Origin of the sequence: Streptomyces sp. NRRL B-1140, from assembly GCF_001280065.1 — a bacterium.
Classification (GTDB): Bacteria; Actinomycetota; Actinomycetes; order Streptomycetales; family Streptomycetaceae; genus Streptomyces.
The window spans coordinates 1-22,351 of sequence record NZ_LGEA01000118.1 but is presented as its reverse complement, the minus strand read 5'-3'; the positions used below and the strand labels follow the sequence as shown (position 1 = coordinate 22,351).

The 22,351-nt window shown below is 71.1% G+C and carries 20 protein-coding genes; 10 read left to right on the top strand and 10 right to left on the bottom strand.

Annotation, left to right across the window (positions count from 1 at the left end; translation table 11 throughout):
* Nucleotides 1-86: 86 nt before the first annotated feature.
* Nucleotides 87-320, top strand: a complete 234-nt coding sequence (gene chpH, locus ADK65_RS28965) for a chaplin ChpH (RefSeq protein WP_030608446.1) — start codon at nucleotides 87-89, stop codon at nucleotides 318-320.
* Nucleotides 321-451: 131 nt separating this feature from the next.
* Complete coding sequence (locus tag ADK65_RS39835) at nucleotides 452-1,303, top strand: chaplin (protein WP_053673945.1); 852 nt, start codon at nucleotides 452-454, stop codon at nucleotides 1,301-1,303.
* Nucleotides 1,304-1,381: 78 nt separating this feature from the next.
* On the opposite strand, the gene ADK65_RS28955 is transcribed toward ADK65_RS39835, so the two are convergent.
* Nucleotides 1,382-1,570 (bottom strand): DUF5703 family protein, encoded by a 189-nt coding sequence (locus ADK65_RS28955; protein ID WP_053673944.1) that lies wholly within the window; start codon nucleotides 1,568-1,570, stop codon nucleotides 1,382-1,384.
* A gap of 47 nt (nucleotides 1,571-1,617) precedes the next feature.
* Between ADK65_RS28955 and ADK65_RS28950 the strand changes: the two genes are divergently transcribed.
* Nucleotides 1,618-2,310: a hypothetical protein gene (locus ADK65_RS28950; RefSeq protein ID WP_053673943.1), complete on the top strand. Its 693-nt coding sequence runs from the start codon at nucleotides 1,618-1,620 to the stop codon at nucleotides 2,308-2,310.
* A 63-nt stretch (nucleotides 2,311-2,373) separates the two neighbouring features.
* Here ADK65_RS28950 and ADK65_RS28945 read toward each other — a convergent pair whose 3' ends face one another.
* Both ADK65_RS28945 and ADK65_RS28940 read right to left on the bottom strand, forming a co-directional pair.
* A complete protein-coding gene (locus ADK65_RS28945; RefSeq protein ID WP_053673942.1) occupies nucleotides 2,374-4,674 on the bottom strand; it encodes an ATP-dependent DNA helicase in 2,301 nt (766 codons plus the stop codon).
* The gene (locus ADK65_RS28940; protein WP_053673941.1) at nucleotides 4,671-5,657 is read right to left on the bottom strand and encodes an aldo/keto reductase; all 987 of its coding nucleotides are present in this window, start codon (nucleotides 5,655-5,657) and stop codon (nucleotides 4,671-4,673) included. Before ADK65_RS28940 ends, ADK65_RS28945 begins: the two co-directional genes overlap by 4 nt.
* Before the next feature lie 182 nt (nucleotides 5,658-5,839).
* On the opposite strand from ADK65_RS28940, the gene ADK65_RS28935 reads away from it, so the two are divergent.
* Nucleotides 5,840-6,895 (top strand): LLM class F420-dependent oxidoreductase, encoded by a 1,056-nt coding sequence (locus ADK65_RS28935; RefSeq protein WP_053673940.1) that lies wholly within the window; start codon nucleotides 5,840-5,842, stop codon nucleotides 6,893-6,895.
* Between the two features lie 265 nt (nucleotides 6,896-7,160).
* Complete coding sequence (locus ADK65_RS28930) at nucleotides 7,161-7,949, top strand: hypothetical protein (protein WP_053673939.1); 789 nt, start codon at nucleotides 7,161-7,163, stop codon at nucleotides 7,947-7,949.
* Between the two features lie 6 nt (nucleotides 7,950-7,955).
* Here ADK65_RS28930 and ADK65_RS28925 read toward each other — a convergent pair whose 3' ends face one another.
* The gene (locus tag ADK65_RS28925) at nucleotides 7,956-8,951 is read right to left on the bottom strand and encodes a magnesium and cobalt transport protein CorA (protein WP_053673938.1); all 996 of its coding nucleotides are present in this window, start codon (nucleotides 8,949-8,951) and stop codon (nucleotides 7,956-7,958) included.
* Nucleotides 8,952-9,012: 61 nt separating this feature from the next.
* Between ADK65_RS28925 and ADK65_RS28920 the strand changes: the two genes are divergently transcribed.
* The 4 genes from ADK65_RS28920 (at nucleotide 9,013) to mshC (ending at nucleotide 12,484) form a co-directional block, all read left to right on the top strand.
* Nucleotides 9,013-9,699: a histidine phosphatase family protein gene (locus tag ADK65_RS28920; protein WP_053673937.1), complete on the top strand. Its 687-nt coding sequence runs from the start codon at nucleotides 9,013-9,015 to the stop codon at nucleotides 9,697-9,699.
* 78 nt (nucleotides 9,700-9,777) lie between these two features.
* On the top strand, nucleotides 9,778-10,365 hold the full coding sequence (locus ADK65_RS28915; protein ID WP_053673936.1) for a DUF3090 domain-containing protein: 588 nt from the start codon (nucleotides 9,778-9,780) through the stop codon (nucleotides 10,363-10,365).
* A complete protein-coding gene (locus ADK65_RS28910) occupies nucleotides 10,329-11,159 on the top strand; it encodes an SCO1664 family protein (RefSeq protein WP_199825724.1) in 831 nt (276 codons plus the stop codon). Before ADK65_RS28915 ends, ADK65_RS28910 begins: the two co-directional genes overlap by 37 nt.
* Nucleotides 11,160-11,254: 95 nt before the next feature.
* Complete coding sequence (gene mshC / locus ADK65_RS28905; RefSeq protein ID WP_053673934.1) at nucleotides 11,255-12,484, top strand: cysteine--1-D-myo-inosityl 2-amino-2-deoxy-alpha-D-glucopyranoside ligase; 1,230 nt, start codon at nucleotides 11,255-11,257, stop codon at nucleotides 12,482-12,484.
* A gap of 64 nt (nucleotides 12,485-12,548) precedes the next feature.
* Here mshC and ADK65_RS28900 read toward each other — a convergent pair whose 3' ends face one another.
* The 6 genes from ADK65_RS28900 to ADK65_RS28875 form a co-directional block, all read right to left on the bottom strand.
* Entirely contained in the window at nucleotides 12,549-13,532 is a 984-nt protein-coding gene (locus ADK65_RS28900; protein WP_053673933.1) for a PAC2 family protein, read from the bottom strand.
* Between the two features lie 158 nt (nucleotides 13,533-13,690).
* A complete protein-coding gene (locus ADK65_RS28895) occupies nucleotides 13,691-14,362 on the bottom strand; it encodes a FadR/GntR family transcriptional regulator (RefSeq protein ID WP_053673932.1) in 672 nt (223 codons plus the stop codon).
* A gap of 127 nt (nucleotides 14,363-14,489) precedes the next feature.
* On the bottom strand, nucleotides 14,490-16,106 hold the full coding sequence (locus tag ADK65_RS28890) for a glycerol-3-phosphate dehydrogenase/oxidase (protein ID WP_053673931.1): 1,617 nt from the start codon (nucleotides 16,104-16,106) through the stop codon (nucleotides 14,490-14,492).
* Between the two features lie 8 nt (nucleotides 16,107-16,114).
* The gene (glpK, locus tag ADK65_RS28885) at nucleotides 16,115-17,653 is read right to left on the bottom strand and encodes a glycerol kinase GlpK (RefSeq protein WP_053673930.1); all 1,539 of its coding nucleotides are present in this window, start codon (nucleotides 17,651-17,653) and stop codon (nucleotides 16,115-16,117) included.
* An 83-nt stretch (nucleotides 17,654-17,736) separates the two neighbouring features.
* Nucleotides 17,737-18,531: an MIP/aquaporin family protein gene (locus tag ADK65_RS28880; RefSeq protein WP_053673929.1), complete on the bottom strand. Its 795-nt coding sequence runs from the start codon at nucleotides 18,529-18,531 to the stop codon at nucleotides 17,737-17,739.
* A gap of 262 nt (nucleotides 18,532-18,793) precedes the next feature.
* Nucleotides 18,794-19,567 (bottom strand): IclR family transcriptional regulator, encoded by a 774-nt coding sequence (locus ADK65_RS28875; protein ID WP_053673928.1) that lies wholly within the window; start codon nucleotides 19,565-19,567, stop codon nucleotides 18,794-18,796.
* Nucleotides 19,568-19,871: 304 nt separating this feature from the next.
* Between ADK65_RS28875 and metH the strand changes: the two genes are divergently transcribed.
* On the top strand, nucleotides 19,872-22,351 hold a 2,480-nt coding region (metH, locus tag ADK65_RS28870; RefSeq protein ID WP_053673927.1), incomplete at its 3' end, for a methionine synthase.

Here is a 22,351-nt window from a genome sequence, read left to right as displayed (position 1 = left end):
GACCATAAGCTCGTAGCCTCATTACTCCCTCCTCGTTACAGGTAATGCGATCGCAAGATGGGTCGCTTTGCCAACTAGGAGGAATAATGATCAAGAAGGTCGTCGCTGCTGCGGCTGCCACCGGTGGGCTGGTTCTCGCGGGCGCGGGCCTGGCCGTCGCCGACTCGGGTGCTCAGGGTGCCGCCGTGCACTCCCCGGGCGTCCTGTCCGGCAACGTTGTCCAGGTGCCCGTTCACGTCCCGGTGAACGTCTGCGGCAACACGGTCTCCGTGATCGGGCTGCTGAACCCCGCCTTCGGCAACACCTGCATCAACAAGTGATGCTTTCCCCTCGTTGAGGGGAGCCCCAAGCCATCGGTCCCGGAGCGCATGCCATGCGCTCCGGGACCGAACGCTTCTTTCGGGGAATTCGAGAAGAATTCGAGACAGGGTCGAAGGCAGGTATTCAGTAAATGCGACAGGTCACCCGCAAGGGTCTGATGACCGTGGCGGCCGCGACCGGCGTGATCGCCGCCGCGGGCGGCTCCGCCCACGCCGACGCGGGCGCCCAGGGTTCGGCGTCGGGCTCGCCCGGCGTGCTCTCCGGAAACTCGGTGCAGGCGCCGGTGCACGCGCCGGTCAACGTGTGCGGGAACACCGTCAACGTCATCGGTCTGCTCAACCCGTCGGTGGGCAACAAGTGCGCCAACAAGAGCGGTGGAAAGCCGTCGGGCGGCCACGGCGGCCACGGCGGACACAGCGGCTCCCACGCGAGCGGGCAGGCCACCGACTCGCCCGGTGTGGGTTCGGGCAACCACATTCAGGTGCCGGTCCATGTGCCGGTGAACGTCTGCGGCAACAGTGTCGACGTCATCGGCGTCGCCAACCCCAGCACGGGCAACGACTGCTCGAACGGTGGCGGCGGCCACGAAACCCCGGGTCAGCCGGGTAACCCCGGCAATCCGGGTAATCCCGGCAACCCCGGTAATCCGGGCGAGCCCGGTAACCCTGGGAACCCCGGCAACCCGGGTGAGCCCGGTACTCCCGGCAACCCGGGTGAACCTGGCACTCCCGGGAACCCCGGCCACCCGGGTGAGCCCGGTCACCCCGGCACTCCGGGCACACCGCCCTCCACGAGCGGCGAGACCCCGGGCGGCTCCTCGCACGGCGACAAGCCGAGCGGCCGGTTCGTCACCCAGCCCCACGGTGAGTCCCAGCTCGCCAGCACCGGCAGTGACCTGCCGCTCGGCCTGGTCCTGCCGGCCGGCGCGGGCGCGCTGCTCGCGGGCGCGGTCCTCTACCGCAAGGCGCGGGCCTCGGCCTGACACCCCCGCGAACGGAACGGGCCCCGCAGCCGCGGGGCCCGTTCCGTCATGTGCCTTCTTCCCGTGCCCCGTCCTCGCTCACCACGTGGCCCGCACCTGGCGGATGATCCGCCGGCGCAACCGCACCCTGCGGCTGCCGTCGCGCAGCAGGCTCAGACGGTACAACTCCCAGTGTCCGTACTCCGCGTGGTCGGTCAGCAGACGTGCCGCCTCCTTGCGGGAGACCCCGCGCGGCACGTACACGTCGACAAATTCGTATTCCGGCATCGCATCTATTGTGCGGGCTGGGCCCCGGTACGGATAGCGTCTGCACTATGTCTGATGCTGCGCAGCCCACCGCTGCCGAGGTACGCGCCGCCGCCGAGGCGGTCAAGACCGCGCTCGACCGCCACCTGGCCGCGGTCGAACGCAGGTCGGGGGAGGACGACCCGGCCGTGTTCGAGGCGTTCAACCAGCTGGCCGCGGCCGCAGAGGTGTACGACGAACTGCTCTACGACCGCTACGACGAGGTCACGCCCTTCGAGATCCCCGGTGCGGAGGACGCGCTGCCCCCGTACACGGGCCCCGAGGAACCCAACGCGCTGAGCGTACTGATCCGTCGTGACTACGCCGTCTCCGAACCGCAGCGCCTGCTGGCGCAGGCAGAGCGGATCGAGGCCGCGGAGGGCGATGACGGCTCTCCGGCCTCGGGGACGGTGCACGGCGCGCTCGGGCTGCTGTTCGGCGAGTTCGAGCCCGACGAAATCGCCTCCCGCCACAAGGAGTTCGGGCTGGAGGAAGGCGACTCCACGCTCTGGGTGACGGCGGCGGACGAACCGGCCGATCCCGGCGAGTGGCTGGAGGCGCCCTTCGAGCAGGTCGACCCGCAGCAGGTGGTCTGCCGCTTCGACGTCAGCGCCGTCTTCGACGACGAGATCGACGATGACGAGGACGGCGACGCCCTGGAGGACGAGCTCGGCGACGACCTGGACGAGGACCTGGAGCCGCTGGACGCGGAGCGCCGCTGAGCGCACACGCCGACGACCGCGGGGGTGGTGGTCAGGGGCCCGGGCCTGTGACCACCACCCCCGTCACGCGCCGCTGACCTGTGGCGCGAGCAGCACCGGAAGCCGGGTCGTGCGCGGCTTCGCCGGAACCCCGGCCACGGCACGGGGCAGTGCCTGCTCCACCCCGTGCACCACGGACAGATGCCGGTCGGCCCGGCTGAACGCCGTGTACACCCACGGCCGGCTGAGTGCCTGGGCCGCATCGCCGGGAAGCACGACGACCACCGCGGGCCACCGGCTCCCCACGGCCTGGTGCGCGGTCAGCGCCCACCCGTGCCGCACCGACTGCTCCACCAGTTCTTTCGGGACGACGACGCTCTCGCCCCCGCACGACAGATGCAGCCCCTCGGCGTCCGCCCTCACCACCCGTCCCGGCAGCGCACGCCCCGGCACGGGGGAGTGGACGATCCGGTCGCCGGGGTCGAAGCCGCCGAAGCGGCCCGGGCCCGGATTGAGCCGCTCCTTCAGCGCGGCGTTGAGCACCCGCGTCCCGACGGCCCCGCCGTGCCCGGGGGTGATCACCTGGGTCTCCTCGGCCGGCACACCGATCGCCCGCGGCACCGAGTCCACGACGAGCTGGACCGCACGGTGCACGGCCTCGCCCGCATCGCGCACCGGCACGATCACGAGTTCCTTGCCAGGAGCCTCGACCTTGTTCAGCTCGCCGATGCCGACACCGGAGACCAGCTCGCCCAGCGGCCCCGGGTCCGGCCGTCGCGAGGCCACCTGGGGGCAGATCCGCGCCGCGAGCAGATCCGCGAACACCCGGCCCGGACCCACGGACCACAGCACCGCCGGGTCTCCCGCCATGACCAGCCGTGCCCCGTCCGGCATCGACTCGGTCAGCAGAGCCGCCGTCTCGACATCGAGCTGAGGCGCGTCGAGCACGACGAGCAGATCGAGATCGAGGGCCCCGTCCGCGTCCCGGCCGGGCCCTTCGAGGCCCGCGAGCAGGCCGGAGACGGTGGCGACGGGGCGGCCCGAGCTCAAGGGAGCGTCGGCCGCTTCACCCGCCGACCCGTCGGCCCTCCCCAGCAGAGCCGCGAAACGGGTGCGGCCGATCGGGCCGTGCGTGGCCGCCCAGGCCCGCACTCCGAGCGACCGCGCGGCGTTCAGCAGGGCCGCGGGCTCGGCCAGGGACGCCTCCCCGCCGGTGTGCAGCACCAGGCCCTGACTGGCCACCGCCCGGATCAGCTCCGCGGTGGAGCCCTGGGCCGCGGCGGCGGCCCGCTCCCAGTCCGAGGCCGAACCGTCCTGCTTCGGAGTCGAGTTGACCAGCCGGGCCAGGCCGTCGGCCAGGCTCTCCTCCGCCAGGGCGTACCGCTCCAGCCCGATCAGGACACGGACCGGACGCTCCTCGTCCTCCTCCGTGCCGTCCTCGTCGGCCCGGCTGGGGGTGCCGGCCTCCGTCTCCAGGGCGTCCTGGAAGACCAGGGCCTCGCCCTCCGCGATCGCGCCCTGCACGGCGCCGTCGGGGTCCGGCACCCCCCGCTTCGCCAGGGCCTCGAGGAGCGCGGGCATCTCCAGGGCGGTGTGCCCGGCCAGCGCCGCCTGCTCCAGGAGCCAGCCGGTGAGGGCCCGGCCGCGCCGCTCGTCGTCCGGCCCGCACCCCGCGCCGAGCAAGGCCCGCGCGAAACCGTCGGCCTGCTCGGGACGCACCCCGGCGATCCGCAGCAGCTGCCAGGGGTCGGCGCGCAGTTGTCCGGGGGCGTCCTCACCGAGAACCGCGGCGATCTGCGGGGCGAGCACCTCAGGCGCACCGCCTTCGCCGAGCACCTGCCGGACGGCCTGAACCGTCTCCGGCACGGGAGCCGCCGACGCGGCGACGGGCTGGGGAGCCACCGGCTGCGGCCGCCGTTCCGGCTCGGGTGCCTGGCGCCGCGGGGCGGGCGGGGGTTCCTCGAACACCGTGGCCACCGGCTTCTCGCCGCTCTCCACGGCCCGTACGGCCGCGAGCAGATCGGCGGCCTTGCCGCTCAGCTTGGTGCCGCTGTCGATCGGCGCCTTCTTCTCGGCCTTGCGCTGCTCGATGCGCTCCCGCTCGACCTGCTGCGCCCGAAGCTCGGCCTCCGCTTCGGACAGCTGCCCGGCGCCCTCGGCTGCTTCTCCGGCGCTCGCGGTTTCGCTCTCGGCCTCGGCCACCTCCCCGGCACCCGCATCGCGGCTCTCACCGGTTCCCGCGTCACCGCTCTGCGCCCCCGGGTTCTCCCCGGCGCCCGCGTCGGTCCCTTCGCCGCTGCCGACCCCCTCGGCCGGTGCCGGTGTGACCTCGGCGCCCGGCGTCCCCGGCTCGGCGTTCTCCGTGGTCTCGGGCTCCGTGCTCACAGCGTGCTCCAGTCGTGATCGGGATAGCGGTGCACGGGCACCGACACATCGTCGAGCGCCCGGCAGATCTCGTCAGGAAGACTAAGGGTCTCCACTGACAATGCCGCCGTGAGCTGCTGCGCGTTGCGCGCGCCGACGATCGGGGCGGCCACGCCGGGCCGGTCGCGCACCCACGCCAGAGCCACCTGGAGCGGCGTCACCGCCAGCCCGTCGGCCGCGGTCGCCACGGCGTCCACGATGCGGCTCGCCGTGTCGTCGAGGTACGGCGCGACGAAGGGCGCGAGGTGCTCCGAGGCGCCACGCGAGTCCGGCGGCACCGTGTCCCCCCGGTACTTGCCCGTCAGCACGCCGCGCCCGAGCGGCGAGGAGGGCAGCAGGCCTATGCCCAGGTCCAGCGCGGCCGGCAGCACCTCCCGCTCCACACCGCGCTGCAGCAGGGAGTACTCCAACTGCGTACCGGCCAGCCGGGTCCGGGTGCCGGGGGCCGCCAGCTGCCAGGTCGCGGCCTTGGCCAGCTGCCAGCCGCAGAAGTTGGAGACGGCGGCGTACCGGGCACGCCCGCTGGAGACCGCCAGGTCGAGGGCCTGGAGGGTCTCCTCCAGCGGGGTGTCCGGGTCGAAGGCGTGCACGTGCCACAGGTCGACGTGGTCCGTGCCGAGCCGGGCGAGCGAGGCGTCCAGCGCGGTGAGGAGGTGACCGCGGGAGCCGTCGAACCGGCGGTCGGGGTCCGGCACGCTGCCGGCCTTGGTCGAGATGACCAGGTCCCGGCGAGGCACCAGCCCGTCCATGAGCCTGCCGAGCAGGTACTCGGCCTCACCGTCCCCGTACACGTCCGCGGTGTCGACGAGGGTCCCGCCCGCTTCCCAGAACGTCTTCATCAGGTCCGCGGCGTCGTGTTCGTCGGTGTCCCGCCCCCAGGTCAGGGTGCCGAGTCCGATGCGGGACACACGAAGGCCGGTGCGGCCGAGATGCCTCTGCTCCATGAACGCCGAGATTACTGGCCAGAACCTACGTGTGGGTGGCCGCCGTCGACGGATTTCCCCGGGTGGCCGGTCCGTTGCCCCGGGGCCACCGCAGCGGGTCGGGCTGCGGCCGTGTACCTCTCCCCGGCCCGCGCGCTAAGGTGCCCGCACAGGCACGTTACTGATCAGTAAGGGGATGTGGCATGCAGCTCGGTATCAACCTCGGCTACTGGGGTGCCGGAATGGACGCGGACAATCTGGCCGTCGCCCAGGAGGCCGACCGGCTCGGGTACGCCGTCTGCTGGGCCGCCGAGGCCTACGGCTCCGACGCCGCCACCGTGCTGAGCTGGGTCGCCGCACAGACCGAGCGCATCGACGTGGGCTCCGCCATCTTCCAGATCCCGGCCCGCCAGCCCGCGATGACGGCCATGACCGCCGCCACCCTCGACTCCCTCTCCGGCGGCCGCTTCCGCCTCGGCCTCGGCGTCTCCGGCCCGCAGGTCTCCGAGGGCTGGTACGGCGTCAAGTTCGACAAGCCGCTCGCCCGCACCCGCGAGTACGTCGAGATCGTCCGCAAGGCCATGACCCGCGAGCGGCTGTCCTACGAGGGGCAGCACTGGACGCTGCCCCTGCCCGGCGGCCCGGGCAAGCCGATCAAGCTGACCGTGCACCCGCAGCGCGAGCACATCCCGCTGTACATCGCCGCGATCGGCCCGAAGAACCTCGAGCAGACCGGCGAGATCGCCGACGGCGCCCTGCTGATCTTCCCGTCCGCCGAGCACCTCGAGGACACCACGATCACGCACCTGCGCGCCGGGCGGGAGAAGGCCGGCAAGACGCTCGACGGGTTCGACGTCTGCCCGACCCTGCCGCTCGCCGTCGGCGACGACAAGGACGTGGCCGCGCTGGCCGACACCTTCCGTCCCTACACCGCGCTGTACGTCGGCGGCATGGGCAGCCCCAAGCAGAACTTCTACAACCAGCTCGCCCAGCGCATGGGCTACGAGCAGGAGGCCGCCGAGATCCAGAGCAAGTACCTCTCCGGCGACAAGCAGGGCGCCGCGGCCGCCGTGCCACACGACCTGATCGACAAGACGACCCTGCTCGGTTCCGTCGACCGGATCGCGGACCGCATGAAGGCCTACGCCGCGGCCGGGGTCACCACTCTGTCCCTCGCACCGGCGGGCTTCACGCTCGACGAGCGGCTCGCGTCCCTGCGGGCCGGCACGGAGGCCCTGGAGCGCGCCGGGCTCGCCTGAACCCGACCGGAAGTTCAGCGGCCGTGGTGGGGGCTCGGGGGTCTTCCCCGCCACGGCCGTCACGCGGAACAACGCGCCGGGACCGCCCGCGGTTACGGCACCGCCGCCTCTTCTCCGGCCCGGCTGTCGCGGCCCCCGCGTCCTCCATTCGGCGGAGTTGTCCCCCACACCTGTTGCAGCACCCTCCACCCCGCACTTGACTCGTTGTTCGCGGAACCCTGCGGAAGGCCGCAGTACGCCCACGCGCGCGGGAGAGGTGCCCACGATGCTTTCGGCCAAGAGTCTGTTCCAGGAGATCCTCGACAACGACGAGTCCTTCGCCCTGTTCTGCTCCATCGCCGCGAGCGGCGAGTCCCAGGGCGGCTGGGAGAACGCCCGTATCGCCGCGCTCGTGCCCGAGGCCGAGCGGGAACTCGCCCCCAAGATCAGCCGGCACGGCGCCGACGAGGACAAGCACGGCCGGATCTTCAGCGCCCTGATGAAGAAGCGCGGCCTCGACCCCGTCCCGGTCCCGCCCGAGACCGACTACACCATGCTCCTGGAGAAGAACGGCATCGGCCTCGCGCACGAGCAGCTCAGGCGTGACGAGCGGCTCGCGGTCCGCGACATCGTCACCTACCTCTCGCACAGCAGGGTCACCGAGCAGCGCGCCTCGGAGCAGATGGATCTGCTCCGCAGGCACTTCGCCGACCACCCGGACATCGGCCGCGCGGTCAAGCAGATCTCCCACGACGAGGACAACCACCTCGCCTACTGCCACGAGGAACTGCTGCGCTTCGCCTACGCGGGCCACGGCAGGGTCATCCAGCGCACCCTGCGCGAGTGCGCGCTCGCCGAGATCCGGATCTACCGCGACGTCAGCCTCGCCGTGATGGCGCACATGGGCCGCATCCTCGGCTGGTCCAAGGCCAAGTCGGCGGTACTCGTGGCGGGCATCCACGCGATGTACGCCTACGAACGCGTGGGCGGCTGGCGCCGGATGGTGTCACTGACGCCGCCCGAGCGCCGCAACGCCCTGGGCGGCCCCGCGACCCCGGAGCCCGAGTTCGCCTGAGCAGCGCTACAGCCAGCCCCGGCGCTTGAACAGCCGGAAGACCATGACCTCCAGGACGGCCATCAGGGCCATCAGCGCCGGGTAGGACCAGATGTAGTGCAGCTCGGGCATGTGCTCGAAGTTCATGCCGTAGATCCCCGCGAACATCGTGGGGATCGCGGCCATCGCAGCCCACGCGGAGATCTTCCGCATGTCGTCGTTCTGCCGGACGCTCATCTGCGCGAGATGCGCCGAGAGGATGTCCGACACCAGCCGGTCCAGGTTCTCCACGGACTCGTTCACGCGCGTGAGGTGGTCGCTGACGTCGCGGAAGAACGGCCGGGCGCGGTCGTCCACGAACGGCACGGTCACGCCGGTCGACGCCGTGCCCGCCAGCCGGCTCATCGGCGGGGCCAGCGGCCCGGTCGCCCGCCGGAACTCCAGCACCTGCCGCTTGAAGTCGTAGATCCGCGACGCGGTGTTGCGGGAGCCACCGCCGTCCGGCGAGAAGACCTCCGCCTCCAGACCCTCCAGATCCGTCTGCAACTCGGTCGCCACATCCAGATAGTGGTCGACCGTGGCGTCGGCGACCGCGTACAGCACGGCCGTGGGGCCCTTGCCCAGCAGCTCCGGCTCCTGCTCCAACCGGTGACGCACGGCCTTGAGCGGGGAGCCCTCGCCGTGCCGGACGGTCACCACGAACGAGTCGCCCAGGAAGATCATGATCTCGCCGGAGGACACGGTGTCGCTCTGCGGCTCGTACGCCACCGGCTTGAGCACCACGAAGAGCGAGTCGTCGTACACCTCCAGCTTGGGCCGCTGATGGGCCTTGAGGGCGTCCTCGACGGCCAGCGGATGCAGCCCGAACTCCCGGGTCACATGGTCGAACTCGTCCTCCGTCGGCTCGTGCAGCCCGATCCACACGAAACCGCCGGCCGTGCGGGCGTCCCCCAGGGCGTCGGAGAGGTCCTCAGGGCCCTCCGTCCGTTGTCCGTCGCGATAGATGGCACAGTCGACGATCACGAAACGAGTCTCCCGTCACTCGAACGACACCACACGCGCGCGTGCGCCTACGCTGGAGCGCATGCCCACGCTGATCCTGGTCAGGCACGGACGCTCCACCGCCAACACCGAGGGACTGCTCGCCGGCTGGACGCCCGGCGTCGCCCTCGACGAGCGCGGCGCCGCGCAGGCCGCCGCGCTGCCCGGGCGACTGTCCGAAGTGCCCCTCTCCGAAATCGTCACCAGCCCGCTCCAGCGCTGCCAGGAGACCATCCAGCCCCTCCTCGACGCCCGGCCGCGGCTGAGCCCGCACACCGACGAACGCATCGGCGAGTGCCACTACGGCGACTGGTCGGGGCGCAAGCTCGCCGAACTCACGGACGAGCCCCTGATGGAGGTCGTGCAGGCGCACCCCTCCGCGGCGGCCTTCCCCGGCGGGGAGTCCATGCGGTCCATGCAGACGCGGGCCGCCGAGGCCGTACGCGAGTGGAACGCGCGCGTGGAGCGCGACCACGGCGCCGACGCCGTCTACCTCATGTGCTCGCACGGCGACATCATCAAGTCGCTCGTGGCGGATGCCCTCGGGCTTCACCTCGACCTCTTCCAGCGGATTTCCGTCGAACCGTGTTCCATCACAGCGATCCGCTACACACGACTGCGGCCCTTTCTCGTACGGCTCGGCGACACGGGTGACTTCACGTCCCTCGTGCCGCGCGAGGAAGCGCCGGGCGGCGAGGCCGAAGTCGGGGGTGGTGCGGGCGCACCGTGATCGTTCACCGCAGTAGGGTGAAGCGGTCGCAGCAGTGCCGTGGTCACACGGTTCCCACGATTCCAATGGAGACAGGACGTGTCCCGTCAGGTGTTCCTCTACGACCATCCGGAGCGCTTCGTGGCCGGTACGGTCGGACTGCCCGGGCGCCGTTCGTTCTTCCTCCAGGCCTCCGCCGGCTCCCGGGTGACCAGCGTGGCCCTGGAGAAGACCCAGGTCGCCGCCCTGGCCGAGCGCATGGACGAACTGCTCGACGAGGTCGTGCGCCGTAGCGGCGGCAGTGCCCACGTCCCCGCCGTCGCCCCCTCGGACACCGACACCGCCCCGCTGGACACCCCCATCGAGGAGGAGTTCCGGGTCGGCACCATGGCGCTCGCCTGGGACGGTGACGAGCAGCTCATGATCGTCGAGGCGCAGGCGCTCGTGGAGCTGGAAGCGGAATCCGAGGAGGACCTCGCCGAGGCCGAGGAGCGGCTGCTCCAGGACGAGGAGAACGGGCCGCCGATGCTGCGGGTCCGCCTCACCGGCACCCAGGCCAGGGCCTTCGCCAAGCGCGCCCTCGACGTCGTCAACGCCGGACGGCCGCCGTGCCCGCTGTGCAGCCTCCCGCTCGACCCGGAAGGACACGTATGTCCGCGCCAGAACGGATACCGCCGCGGAGCGTGACGACTCCCGCGAACGCCGCCGAGCTGCTCGCCCGCGGCGAGCTGACCGTACGCGGACGCATCCGCGAGGCCTCCAACGCGGCCCTGTACTGCACGGTGTCCCACGACGGCGAGGACGCGGCCTGCGTCTACAAGCCGGTCGCGGGGGAGCGGCCCCTGTGGGACTTCCCCGACGGAACGCTGGCCCAGCGCGAGGTCGCCGCGTACGAGGTCTCCGAGGCGACCGGCTGGAGCCTCGTGCCGCCCACCGTGCTGCGCGACGGCCCCTACGGCGAGGGCATGTGCCAGCTGTGGGTCGAGGTGAGCCCCGAGGCGGAACTGCTCGCCCTGGTCGACGCGGAGGAACCGGAGCCGGGCTGGAAGGCGGTCGGCTTCGCAGAGGTCGGCGAAGGACGCACCGCGCTGCTCGTGCACGCCGACGACGAAAGGCTGCGGCGGCTCGCGGTCCTCGACGCGGTCATCAACAACGCCGACCGCAAGGGCGGACATCTGCTGCCCACCGGTGAGGGGCGGCTCTACGGCATCGACCACGGCGTCACCTTCAACGCCGAGAACAAACTGCGGACCCTGCTGTGGGGCTGGGCGGGGGAGCCCCTCACCCAGGAGGCCACCGACGTCCTCGAAGGGCTCAGGAAGGACCTGGCGCAGGGCGGGACGCTCGCCGCGCGGCTCGAACCGCTGATCACCGGCGCCGAGATCGAGGCCACCCGCGCACGGGTCACTGCCCTGCTCGCCTCGGGGACCCACCCGGAACCGAGCGGTGAGTGGCCGGCGATCCCCTGGCCACCCGTGTAGCAGCACAGTCGTGAGGGCCACCGCAAGAGCGCCTTCTCGGTCGTGTGGCCCGCTCCCATTCGTATATGGAACTTCAGTCCGGTTAGGCTCATGGCATGCATGCCTGGCCCGCTTCCGAGGTCCCCGCCCTGCCTGGTCAGGGCCGCGACCTGAGGATCCACGACACCGCGACCGGCGGCCTCGTCACCCTCGACCCCGGTCCCGTCGCCCGTATCTACGTCTGTGGCATCACCCCCTACGACGCCACACATCTGGGACACGCGGCGACCTACAACGCGTTCGACCTCGTGCAGCGCGTGTGGCTCGACACCAAGCGGCAGGTTCACTACGTCCAGAACGTCACCGACGTCGACGATCCGCTCCTGGAACGGGCGCAGCGTGACGGCGTCGACTGGGCCGCGCTCGCCGAGAAGGAGACGGCCCTCTTCCGCGAGGACATGACGGCGCTGCGGATGCTCCCGCCCCGCCAGTACATAGGCGCCGTCGAGGCCATACCCGGCATCGTCCCGCTCGTCGAGCGGCTCCGGGACGCCGGCGCGGCCTACGAACTGGAGGGGGACGTCTACTTCTCCGTCGAGTCCGACCCGCACTTCGGCAAGGTCTCGAACCTCGACGCCGCGGCGATGCGGCTGCTGTCCGCCGAGCGTGGCGGCGACCCGGACCGCCCCGGCAAGAAGAACCCGCTCGACCCGATGCTGTGGATGGCGGCCCGCGAGGGCGAGCCCAGCTGGGACGGCGGATCCCTCGGGCGCGGACGCCCCGGCTGGCACATCGAGTGCGTGGCCATCGCCCTCGACCACCTCGGCATGGGCTTCGACATCCAGGGCGGCGGCTCCGACCTGGCCTTCCCGCACCACGAGATGGGCGCCTCGCACGCCCAGGCCCTCACCGGCGAGTTCCCCATGGCCAAGGCCTACGTGCACGCCGGCATGGTCGCCCTGGACGGCGAGAAGATGTCCAAGTCCAAGGGCAACCTGGTGTTCGTCTCCAGGCTCCGGCACGACGGCGTCGACCCGGCCGCCATCCGGCTCACGCTGCTCGCGCACCACTACCGCGCCGACTGGGAGTACACCGACCAGGTACTCCAGGACGCCGTCGCGCGGCTCGGCCGCTGGCGGGCCGCCGTCTCCCGGCCCGACGGGCCGCCGGCGGAGGCGCTCGTCGACGAGATCCGCGAGGCCCTCGCTAACGACCTGGACGCCCCGGCCGCGCTCGCCGCGGTCGACCGCTGGGTCGCGCTCCAGGAGCGTGACGGCGGCACGGACATCGGCGCGCCCGGGGTGGTCTCCCGGGCGGTGGACGCGCTGCTGGGCGTGGCGCTGTAACGAGAGGCACACGCAGGGGCGTCACCCGGACGGGAGACGCCCCTGCGGCGTATGCGTGCGGTGCTCAGTCCTCCGACGACTCGTCGTCGTCCTTGCCCGGCTTCGGCGGCTTCGGCGGGCGGGTGCGGCCGCTGGGGTTGTCCCGCAGGTACGACGTGCTGTCGCTGCCGTCCGCCGTGGCGTGACCGCCGGGCGCGGACGGCCCGCCGCCGTCGTGGCGCCGCAGGTAGCGCTCGAACTCCCGGGCGATGGCCTCCCCGGACGCCTCCGGCAGCTCGGCGGTGTCCCGGGCCTCCTCCAGCGACTGGACGTACTCGGCGACCTCGCTGTCCTCGGCGGCCAGCTGGTCCACGCCGACCTGCCAGGCGCGCGCGTCCTCGGGCAGCTCGCCCAGCGGGATACGCACGTCGATCAGGTCCTCCAGGCGGTTCAGCAGCGCCAGGGTGGCCTTCGGGTTCGGCGGCTGCGACACGTAGTGCGGCACCGCGGCCCACAGCGAGACGGCCGGGACACCCGCGTGCGTGCACGCCTCCTGGAGGACGCCGACGATGCCCGTGGGGCCCTCGTACTTGGTCTCCTCCAGGTCCATGCGGCGGGCCAGGTCCGGGTCGGACGTCGTGCCGCTGATCGGAACCGGACGGGTGTGCGGGGTGTCGCCTAGCAGGGCGCCCAGGACGACCACCAGTTCCACCCCCAGCTCGTGCGCGAAGCCCAGCAGTTCGTTGCAGAACGAACGCCACCGCATGGACGGTTCGATGCCCCGGACGAGGACGAGGTCGCGCGGCTTCTCACCGCCGACCCGGACCACCGACAGCCTGGTCGTGGGCCAGGTGATCTTGCGGACGCCCGCCTCCATGAACACCGTGGGGCGGTTGACCTGGAAGTCGTAGTAGTCCTCGGCGTCCAGCGCCGCGAACACCTCGCCCTTCCATTCCCGGTTCAGATGCGCGACCGCGGTGGAGGCGGCGTCGCCGGCATCGTTCCAGCCCTCGAACGCGGCCACCATGACCGGGTCGACCAGCTCGGGAACCCCCTCGAGCTCGATCACCCAGCGCCTCCTTCCGACGTGCCCTCGCTTGACCACCCAACCTTACGGCGTGCCGCGGGGGCGCCCGCAGCCCCCTTGCAGGGGGAGTGACCCCATCACTGCCCCGTGATCCGCTCCTGAACACCCCGGATGCGCCCGGACAGTCCGCGAGGCCCTGGTCACAGGGTGGAGCGCAGCCACTGCTCGACACTCGCGACGTGGACGGTCGCCCACGAGCGCGCCGCCTCGGGGTCCCGGTCGCGCAGGGCGGCCAGGATCGCGCGGTGCTCGTGCAGGGTGCGGGCGACGGCGTCCTCCTGGGTGAGACCGCGCCAGATGCGGGCCCGGGTCGTGGGCCCTGACAGACCGTCGAGCAGCGAGCACAGCACGGAGTTGCCCGAGCTCTGCACGATGCCCCGGTGGAACTCCAGGTCGCAGGCGACGAGGTCCTCCACGGACGGGGTGTCGCCGAGCTTGTCCAGCTGGGCGCCGAGCGCGTCCAGCTGCTGTTCGCTGATCCGCAGCGCCGCCATGGCGGTCGCCGCCGGCTCCAGGATGCGGCGTACGGCCAGGAACTCCAGCACCGTGTCGTCGCGGTGGAAGTCGACGACGAAGCTCATCGCCTCCAGCAGGAGTTGCGGGTCGAGGCTGGTGACGTACGTGCCGTCGCCCTGCCGCACGTCGAGGATCCTGATCAGCGACAGGGCGCGCACGGCCTCCCGCAGGGAGTTGCGCGACAACCCGAGGTCGGCGGCGAGTTCGCTCTCCTTGGGCAGCCGGTCGCCCGGGCGCAGCGCGCCGGAGACGATCATCCCCTTGATCTTCTCGATCGCCTCGTCGGTGACTGCCATGGCGGCCTCCCTGTGCGTTTAAGACCTCCGACGTATCAGGTCATTATGCGGCCACGGGAACGCGGCAGGGGCGGCTCCGTCGGCGTGGAGCCGCCCCTGCCGGGATGGGGTCCCCCGGTACCCGCGTCTACTTCTTGTCGAGCACGTCCTGCACCTTGGCGCGGACGTCGTCCGTGGCGAGGCCGCGGATCGTCAGCGTCGTGCGGCGGCGCAGCACGTCGTCCTGCGTCTCGGCCCACTCGTGGTCCCGGGCCCAGACGACCTGCGCCCAGATCTCCGGGGCGTCCGGGTGGACGCGCTCGGCGAGCTCGGGGCTCTCGTTGGCCAGGCGGGCGATGTCGAAGGCCAGCGAGCCGTAGTGCGTGGCCAGGTGCCTGGCCGTGTCCGCCGCCATGCGCGGGCCCGGGGCCGGCCGGTCGGTGAGCAGCCGGTGGGCGACCGCGCGCGGGTTGGCGATACCGGGCAGCGGCAGCTTCTTCGGCAGTGCGCTGATCGGCTCGAAGTCGTCGCCCAGCGGGTGGCCCGGCAGCGCCTCCAGCTTCTTCATGATCGTCCGGCCGATGTGGCGGAACGTGGTCCACTTGCCGCCCGCGACGGACAGCATGCCGCCCCTGCCCTCGGTGACGACCGTCTCGCGCTTGGCCTTGGAGGTGTCGCCCGGGCCGCCCGGCAGCACTCGCAGGCCCGCGAAGGAGTAGGTGATCAGGTCGCGGTCCAGCTGCTGGTCACGCACCGAGAAGGCGGCCTCGTCGAGGATCTGGGCTATGTCCTTCTCGGTGACCGAGACGTCCGCCGGGTCGCCCTCGAACTCCTCGTCGGTGGTGCCGAGCAGCAGCATGTCCTCCCAGGGGAGGGCGAAGGTGATGCGGTACTTGTCGATCGGGGTCGCGAGTGCGGCCTTCCAGGGAGAGGTGCGCTTGAGGACCAGGTGCGCGCCCTTCGACAGGCGGATGGACGGCGCCGCGTTCGGGTCCTCCATCTTGCGCAGGTGGTCGACCCAGGGGCCGGTCGCGTTGAGCACCAGCCGGGCGCTGACACCGAACTCGTCACCGGAGAGACGGTCCTTCAGCTCTGCACCCGTGACCCGGCCCTGCGTGAAGCGCAGGCCCGTCACCTCGGCGTGGTTCAGGACGACCGCGCCCGCCTCGACGGCCCCGCGGACCGTCATCAGCGCCATGCGCGCGTCGTTCATCTGGTCGTCGCCGTAGACGGCCACGGCCTTGAGGTTCTCGGTGCGCAGCTCCGGCACGTCCTGCGCCGCCTTGGCGGGGGACAGGAGGTGGCCGACGCCGTCACCGAACGCGGAGAGCGCGGAGTAGGCGAAGACGCCCGCGCCGAGCTTCGCCGCGCCGTGCGGCCCGCCCTTGTACACGGGGAGGTAGAACGTGAGCGGGTTCGCCAGGTGGGGAGCCACCTGGCGGGAGACCGCACGGCGCTCGAAGTGGTTCTCCGCCACCAGCTTCACCGCGCCGGTCTGCAGGTAGCGCAGACCGCCGTGGAGCAGCTTGGAGGAGGCGGAGGACGTGGCGCCGGCGAAGTCGCCGGCATCCACCAGAGCCACCCTGAGGCCGGACTGCGCGGCGTGCCAGGCGGTGGAGATGCCCAGAATGCCGCCGCCGATCACGAGAAGGTCGTACGACGCCTTGGAGAGCTGCTCCCTGGTCTCGGCTCGGCTCGGGTTCGAGCCGGAGGCCGGGTGCGTCCCCAGGGCAGGCACGGACTGCAGGGTGGACTTGGTGGTCATGCTGTTTCTTACTCCTCGTCCTCGAGCCAGCCCATGGTCCGCTCGACGGCCTTGAGCCAGTTCTTGTACTCACGGGCGCGGGTCTCCGCGTCCATGCGGGGGGTCCACTCGGCGGCCCGGCGCCAGTTGGCGCGCAGGTCGTCGGTGCTGTTCCAGAAGCCGACGGCGAGACCGGCGGCGTAGGCGGCGCCGAGGCAGGTGGTCTCGGCGACCATCGGGCGCACCACGGGGGCGTCCACGAAGTCGGCGAGGGTCTGCATCAGCAGGTTGTTGGAGGTCATACCGCCGTCGACCTTGAGGGCGGTCAGCTCCACGCCGGAGTCCTTCGTCATGGCGTCGGCGATCTCCCGCGTCTGCCAGGCGGTGGCCTCCAGGACGGCGCGCGCGAGGTGCGCCTTGGTGACGTACCGGGTGAGGCCGGCGATCACACCGCGGGCGTCGGAGCGCCAGTACGGGGCGAACAGACCGGAGAAGGCCGGCACGAAGTAGGCGCCGCCGTTGTCCTCGACCGACAGGGCGAGGGTCTCGATCTCGGCGGCGGTGGAGATCAGGCCCATCTGGTCGCGCATCCACTGCACCAGCGAACCGGTGACGGCGATCGAGCCCTCCAGGGCGTAGACCGTGTTCTGGTCGCCGATCTTGTAGCCGACCGTCGTCAGCAGGCCGCTGTAGGAGTTGATGATCTTGTCACCGGTGTTCATCACCATGAAGGTGCCGGTGCCGTAGGTCGACTTGGTCTCGCCCTCGGCGAAACAGGTCTGGCCGAACAGGGCCGCCTGCTGGTCGCCGAGCGCCGAGGCGACCGGGATGCCGCCGAGCAGGTCGCCCAGCTTCCCGCCGGTGATCTCGCCGTAGACCTCCGCGGAGGAGCGGATCTCGGGGAGGATCTGCAGCGGCACCCCGATCGACTCGGCGATCTTGTCGTCCCACTGCATGGTGTGCAGGTTCATGAGCATCGTGCGCGAGGCGTTGGTGACGTCCGTGACGTGCTTGCCGCCGTTGACACCACCGGTCAGGTTCCAGATGACCCAGGTGTCCATGGTGCCGAAGAGGATGTCGCCCGCCTCGGCGCGCTCCTTCAGGCCGTCGACGTTGTCGAGCAGCCAGCGGGCCTTGGGGCCGGCGAAGTAGGAGGCGAGCGGCAGGCCCGTCTCGCGGCGGAAGCGGTCCTGGCCGACGTTGCGGCCGAGCTCGCGGCAGAGGGCGTCGGTGCGGGTGTCCTGCCACACGATGGCGTTGTGGACGGGCTCACCGGTGTTCTTGTCCCACAGCACGGTCGTCTCGCGCTGGTTGGTGATGCCGATGGCCTTGATGTCGTCGCGGGTGATGCCGGCCTTCTCGATGGCTCCGGCGACGACCTCCTGGACGTTCGTCCAGATCTCGGTGGCGTTGTGCTCGACCCATCCCGGCTTCGGGAAGATCTGCTCGTGCTCCTTCTGGTCGACGGAGACGATCCGGCCGTCACGGTCGAAGACGATGCAGCGGCTGGAGGTCGTGCCCTGGTCGATGGCGGCGATGAACGGGCCGGCGGTGTGCGCGTCGGTCACTGTGTGCTCCTGGTAATTCCGGGTTTATGGGGCTTTACGTACGGCGCGTGCTGGAAGTTTCCCGTCAGGACGGGGAATCGCTCCTAGGCGAATGCGACGTTGTAGATGCCCGCCGCGATGGCGCCGCCGATCAGCGGAGCCACCACGGGGACCCAGGCGTAGCCCCAGTCGGAGCCGCCCTTGTTGGGCAGTGGCAGCAGGGCGTGCACGATGCGCGGACCGAGGTCACGGGCCGGGTTGATCGCGTACCCCGTCGGGCCGCCGAGGGACAGGCCGATCGAGACCACGACGAGCGCGGTGATCAGGGCGCCCAGGTTGCCCAGGCCGTTGCCCTTGTCGTTCAGGCCCTGGGTGAGCACGGCGAGCACCAGCACGATGGTGCCGATGACCTCCGTCGCGATGTTCTGCCAGGCGACCCGGACCTCGGGACCGGTGGAGAAGACGCCCAGCACGGGGCCGGCGCCCTGCTCCTGGGCCTCGACGGCCTTGGCCGTGGTGTCCTGCGCACCCGGCCCGCCGACTATCTCGCGGTCGGTGAGGTGCGCGTGGAACTGACCGTAGTAAGCGACCCAGACCAGAGCGGCACCGATCATGGCGCCGAGGAGCTGGCCGGCGAAGTAGACCGGGACGTTCTTCCAGTCGCCGTCCTTGATGGCGATGGCCAGCGTCACGGCCGGGTTCAGATGGGCGCCGGACAGCGGCGCCGAGGTGTAGACGGCCGTGAGCACCGCGAAGCCCCACCCGAAGGTGATGGCGAGCCAGCCGGCGTTACGAGCCTTGGAGGCCTTCAACGTGACGGCGGCACAGACGCCGCCGCCGAGGAGGATGAGTATGGCGGTACCGATGGTCTCGCCGATGAAGATGTCGGAGCTGGACACCCGCGACTCCTTTGTCCTACGTCCAGGGAAGTTCGATACCGGCCTGGCGTTGTCACACTCTAGCGCGTATTGCCGGTAGCTGTTCGACAATGTCGACCGATGGACGGGAGTCTTGCTTCGGCGTTACGAGCACGTCAAGGGCTGTGGACTCGAAAATCTGATCGTTACTGATCGCCGCCGCCCCAGTGATCTTTGCCGCAGGTGAGCGCGGACATGCCGAGGACCGGAACGCCCTGTGGCGCCCCGGTCCGCTCGTGTGCCCTCAGAACCGCCCGGCGCCCAGGTCCCGTGAGACCGCGCGGGCGCAGTCCCGTACGGCCGCGATCAGCTCGGGCCGCAGCGCTGCCTCGTCGTCGGGTCGGCACAGGCGCTCCACGGCGCCCGTGATGCCCACCGAGCCGACCGGCATGCGCCGCCGGTCGTGGATGGGGGCGGCGATGGAGGCCACGCCCTCCCAGGTCTCCTCCACGTCCGCCGCGTACCCACGCGCGCGGGTGACGTCGAGGATGTGCTCGAAGCCCTCGGGCTCGCACACCGTCCGGTCGGTGAACGCCTTTCGGTCGGCCTCCAGCGCCTCGCTGTGCGCCACCGGGTCGTAGGCGGACAGCACCTTGCCCAGCGCCGTGGAGTGCAGGGGCTGCATGGCCCCGATCTCCAGGACCTGGCGGCTGTCGTCGGGCCGGAAGACGTGGTGCACGATCAGAACGCCCTGCTGGTGCAGAACCCCCAGGTAGACGCTCTCGCCACTGGACCGGGCCAGGTCGTCCGCCCACACCAGGGCGCGCGCCCGCAGTTCGTGCACATCCAGGTAGGTGGTGCCCAGGCGCAGCAGCTCCGCGCCCAGCTGATAGCGCCCGGAGGCGTCGTCCTGCTCCACGAAGCCCTCCTGCTGGAGGGTGCGCAGGATGCCGTGGGCGGTGCCTTTGGCCAGGCCCAGCGACGAGGCGATGTCCGACAGGCCGAGCCGCCGCTCGCCGCCCGCGAGCAGCCGCAGCATCGCGGCCGCCCGTTCGAGCGACTGGATGTTCCGTGCCATCGCCGTACTGCCTCCGTCCCCTTCGACCGCCGACGAGCGTCACCACAGCCCTCGTTCGGCAATGTCGAACACTACCGGTCGATGTCGACCTCTCGCTAATGGCTCGTCGCCTTTTGTTGCGCCAGGATGACCGACGTGTCACCCGGACGGCCGGTCCGATGCCACCGGAGTCCGCCCCGTGGACGCGCTGCCCATCCAAGCCCACTCCCGGTTACGCTGGCGCGGTGCGCCCGTCCCCGGATGCCCCCTGGCTGTCCGGGAAGACGCAAAGCCGACAGCCGTCGCATCCGAGGGAGCCTCTTCCATGGCCGCGTTGCCGCCGACCCCTTCCACCGACAGCCGGGCCCGTGTGTCCGCGTTCCGAGAAGCCCTGGCCACCCGAGTGGTCGTGGCCGACGGAGCCATGGGCACCATGCTCCAGGCGCAGGACCCCACGCTCGAGGACTTCGAGAACCTCGAGGGCTGCAACGAGATCCTCAACCTGACGCGGCCGGACATCGTCCGTTCGGTCCACGCCGAGTACTTCGACGCCGGTGTGGACTGCGTGGAGACCAACACCTTCGGCGCCAACCTCACCGCCCTCGGCGAGTACGACATCCCCGAGCGCGTCACCGAGCTGTCCGAGGCCGGCGCCCGGATCGCCCGCGAGGTGGCCGACGAGTTCACCCGCAGCACCGGCCGGCAGCGCTGGGTACTCGGCTCGATGGGCCCTGGCACCAAGCTGCCCACCCTCGGCCACACCACCTTCGGCGCCATCCGCGACGCCTACCAGCAGAACGCCGAGGGCCTGCTCGCCGGCGGCGCCGACGCCCTGCTCGTGGAGACCACGCAGGACCTCCTCCAGACCAAGGCCTCCGTCATCGCCGCCCGCCGGGCCATGGAGGCCACCGGGCACGCCGTACCGCTGATCGTGTCGGTGACGGTCGAGACGACCGGCACCATGCTGCTCGGCTCCGAGATCGGCGCGGCCCTGACCGCACTGGAGCCGCTCGGCATCGACATGATCGGCCTGAACTGCGCCACCGGCCCCGCCGAGATGAGCGAGCACCTGCGCTTCCTCTCCCGGCACTCGCGCATCCCGCTGTCCTGCATGCCCAACGCCGGCCTGCCGGTGCTGACCAAGGACGGCGCCCACTATCCATTGACCGCGCCCGAGCTGGCCGAGGCGCAGGGCACCTTCGTCCGGGACTACGGACTCTCCCTCGTCGGCGGCTGCTGCGGCACCACCCCCGAGCACCTGCGTCAGCTGGTCGAGCGCGTCCGGGACGTCACCCCGACCGAGCGCGCTCCGCAGCCCGAGCTGTACCAGTCCGTGCCGTTCCGGCAGGACACCTCCTACCTGGCCATCGGTGAGCGCACCAACGCCAACGGCTCGAAGAAGTTCCGTGAGGCCATGCTGGAGGGCCGCTGGGACGACTGCGTGGAGATGGCCCGCGACCAGATCCGCGAAGGCGCGCACATGCTGGACCTGTGCGTGGACTACGTGGGCCGTGACGGCGTCGCGGACATGGAGGAGCTGGCCGGGCGTTTCGCCACCGCCTCCACGCTGCCCATCGTGCTGGACTCCACCGAGGTCGACGTCATCCGGGCGGGCCTGGAGAAGCTCGGCGGCCGCGCGGTGATCAACTCGGTCAACTACGAGGACGGCGACGGCCCCGAGTCCCGCTTCGCCAAGGTCACCGCCCTGGCGCAGGAGCACGGCGCGGCCCTCATCGCGCTGACCATCGACGAGGAGGGCCAGGCCCGCACCGCCGAGAAGAAGGTCGAGATCGCCGAACGGCTCATCGACGACCTGACCGGCAACTGGGGCATCCGCGAGGAGGACATCCTCGTCGACTGCCTCACCTTCACCATCTGCACCGGCCAGGAGGAGTCCCGCAAGGACGGTGTCGCCACCATCGAGGGCATCCGCGAGCTGAAGCGGCGCCACCCGAAGGTGCAGACCACGCTCGGCCTGTCCAACATCTCCTTCGGCCTCAACCCGGCCGCCCGCATCCTGCTCAACTCCGTCTTCCTCGACGAGTGCGTCAAGGCGGGCCTGGACTCGGCGATCGTGCACGCCAGCAAGATCCTGCCGATCGCCCGCTTCAGCGAGGAGGAGGTCCAGACGGCCCTGGACCTCATCCACGACCGCCGCGCCGAGGGCTACGACCCGCTGCAAAAGCTCATGCAGCTCTTCGAGGGCGCCACCGCCAAGTCCCTCAAGGCCGGCAAGGCCGAGGAACTGGCCGCCCTGCCCCTGGACGAGCGCCTCAAGCGCCGCATCATCGACGGCGAGCGCAACGGCCTCGAAGCCGACCTCGACGAGGCCCTCCAGGAGCGGCCCGCACTCGACATCGTCAACGAGACCCTGCTGGACGGCATGAAGGTCGTCGGCGAGCTGTTCGGCTCCGGCCAGATGCAGCTGCCGTTCGTCCTGCAGTCCGCCGAGGTCATGAAGACGGCCGTCGCCCACCTCGAACCGCACATGGAGAAGAGCGACGAGGCCGGCAAGGGCACCATCGTGCTGGCCACGGTGCGCGGCGACGTCCATGACATCGGCAAGAACCTCGTCGACATCATCCTGTCCAACAACGGCTACAACGTGGTCAACCTGGGCATCAAGCAGCCGGTCTCCGCGATCCTGGAAGCCGCCGAGGAGCACAAGGCCGACGTGATCGGCATGTCCGGACTGCTGGTGAAGTCCACCGTGATCATGAAGGAGAACCTGGAGGAGCTCAACCAGCGCGGCCTGGCCTCCGGCTACCCGGTCATCCTCGGCGGCGCCGCCCTGACCCGCGCCTA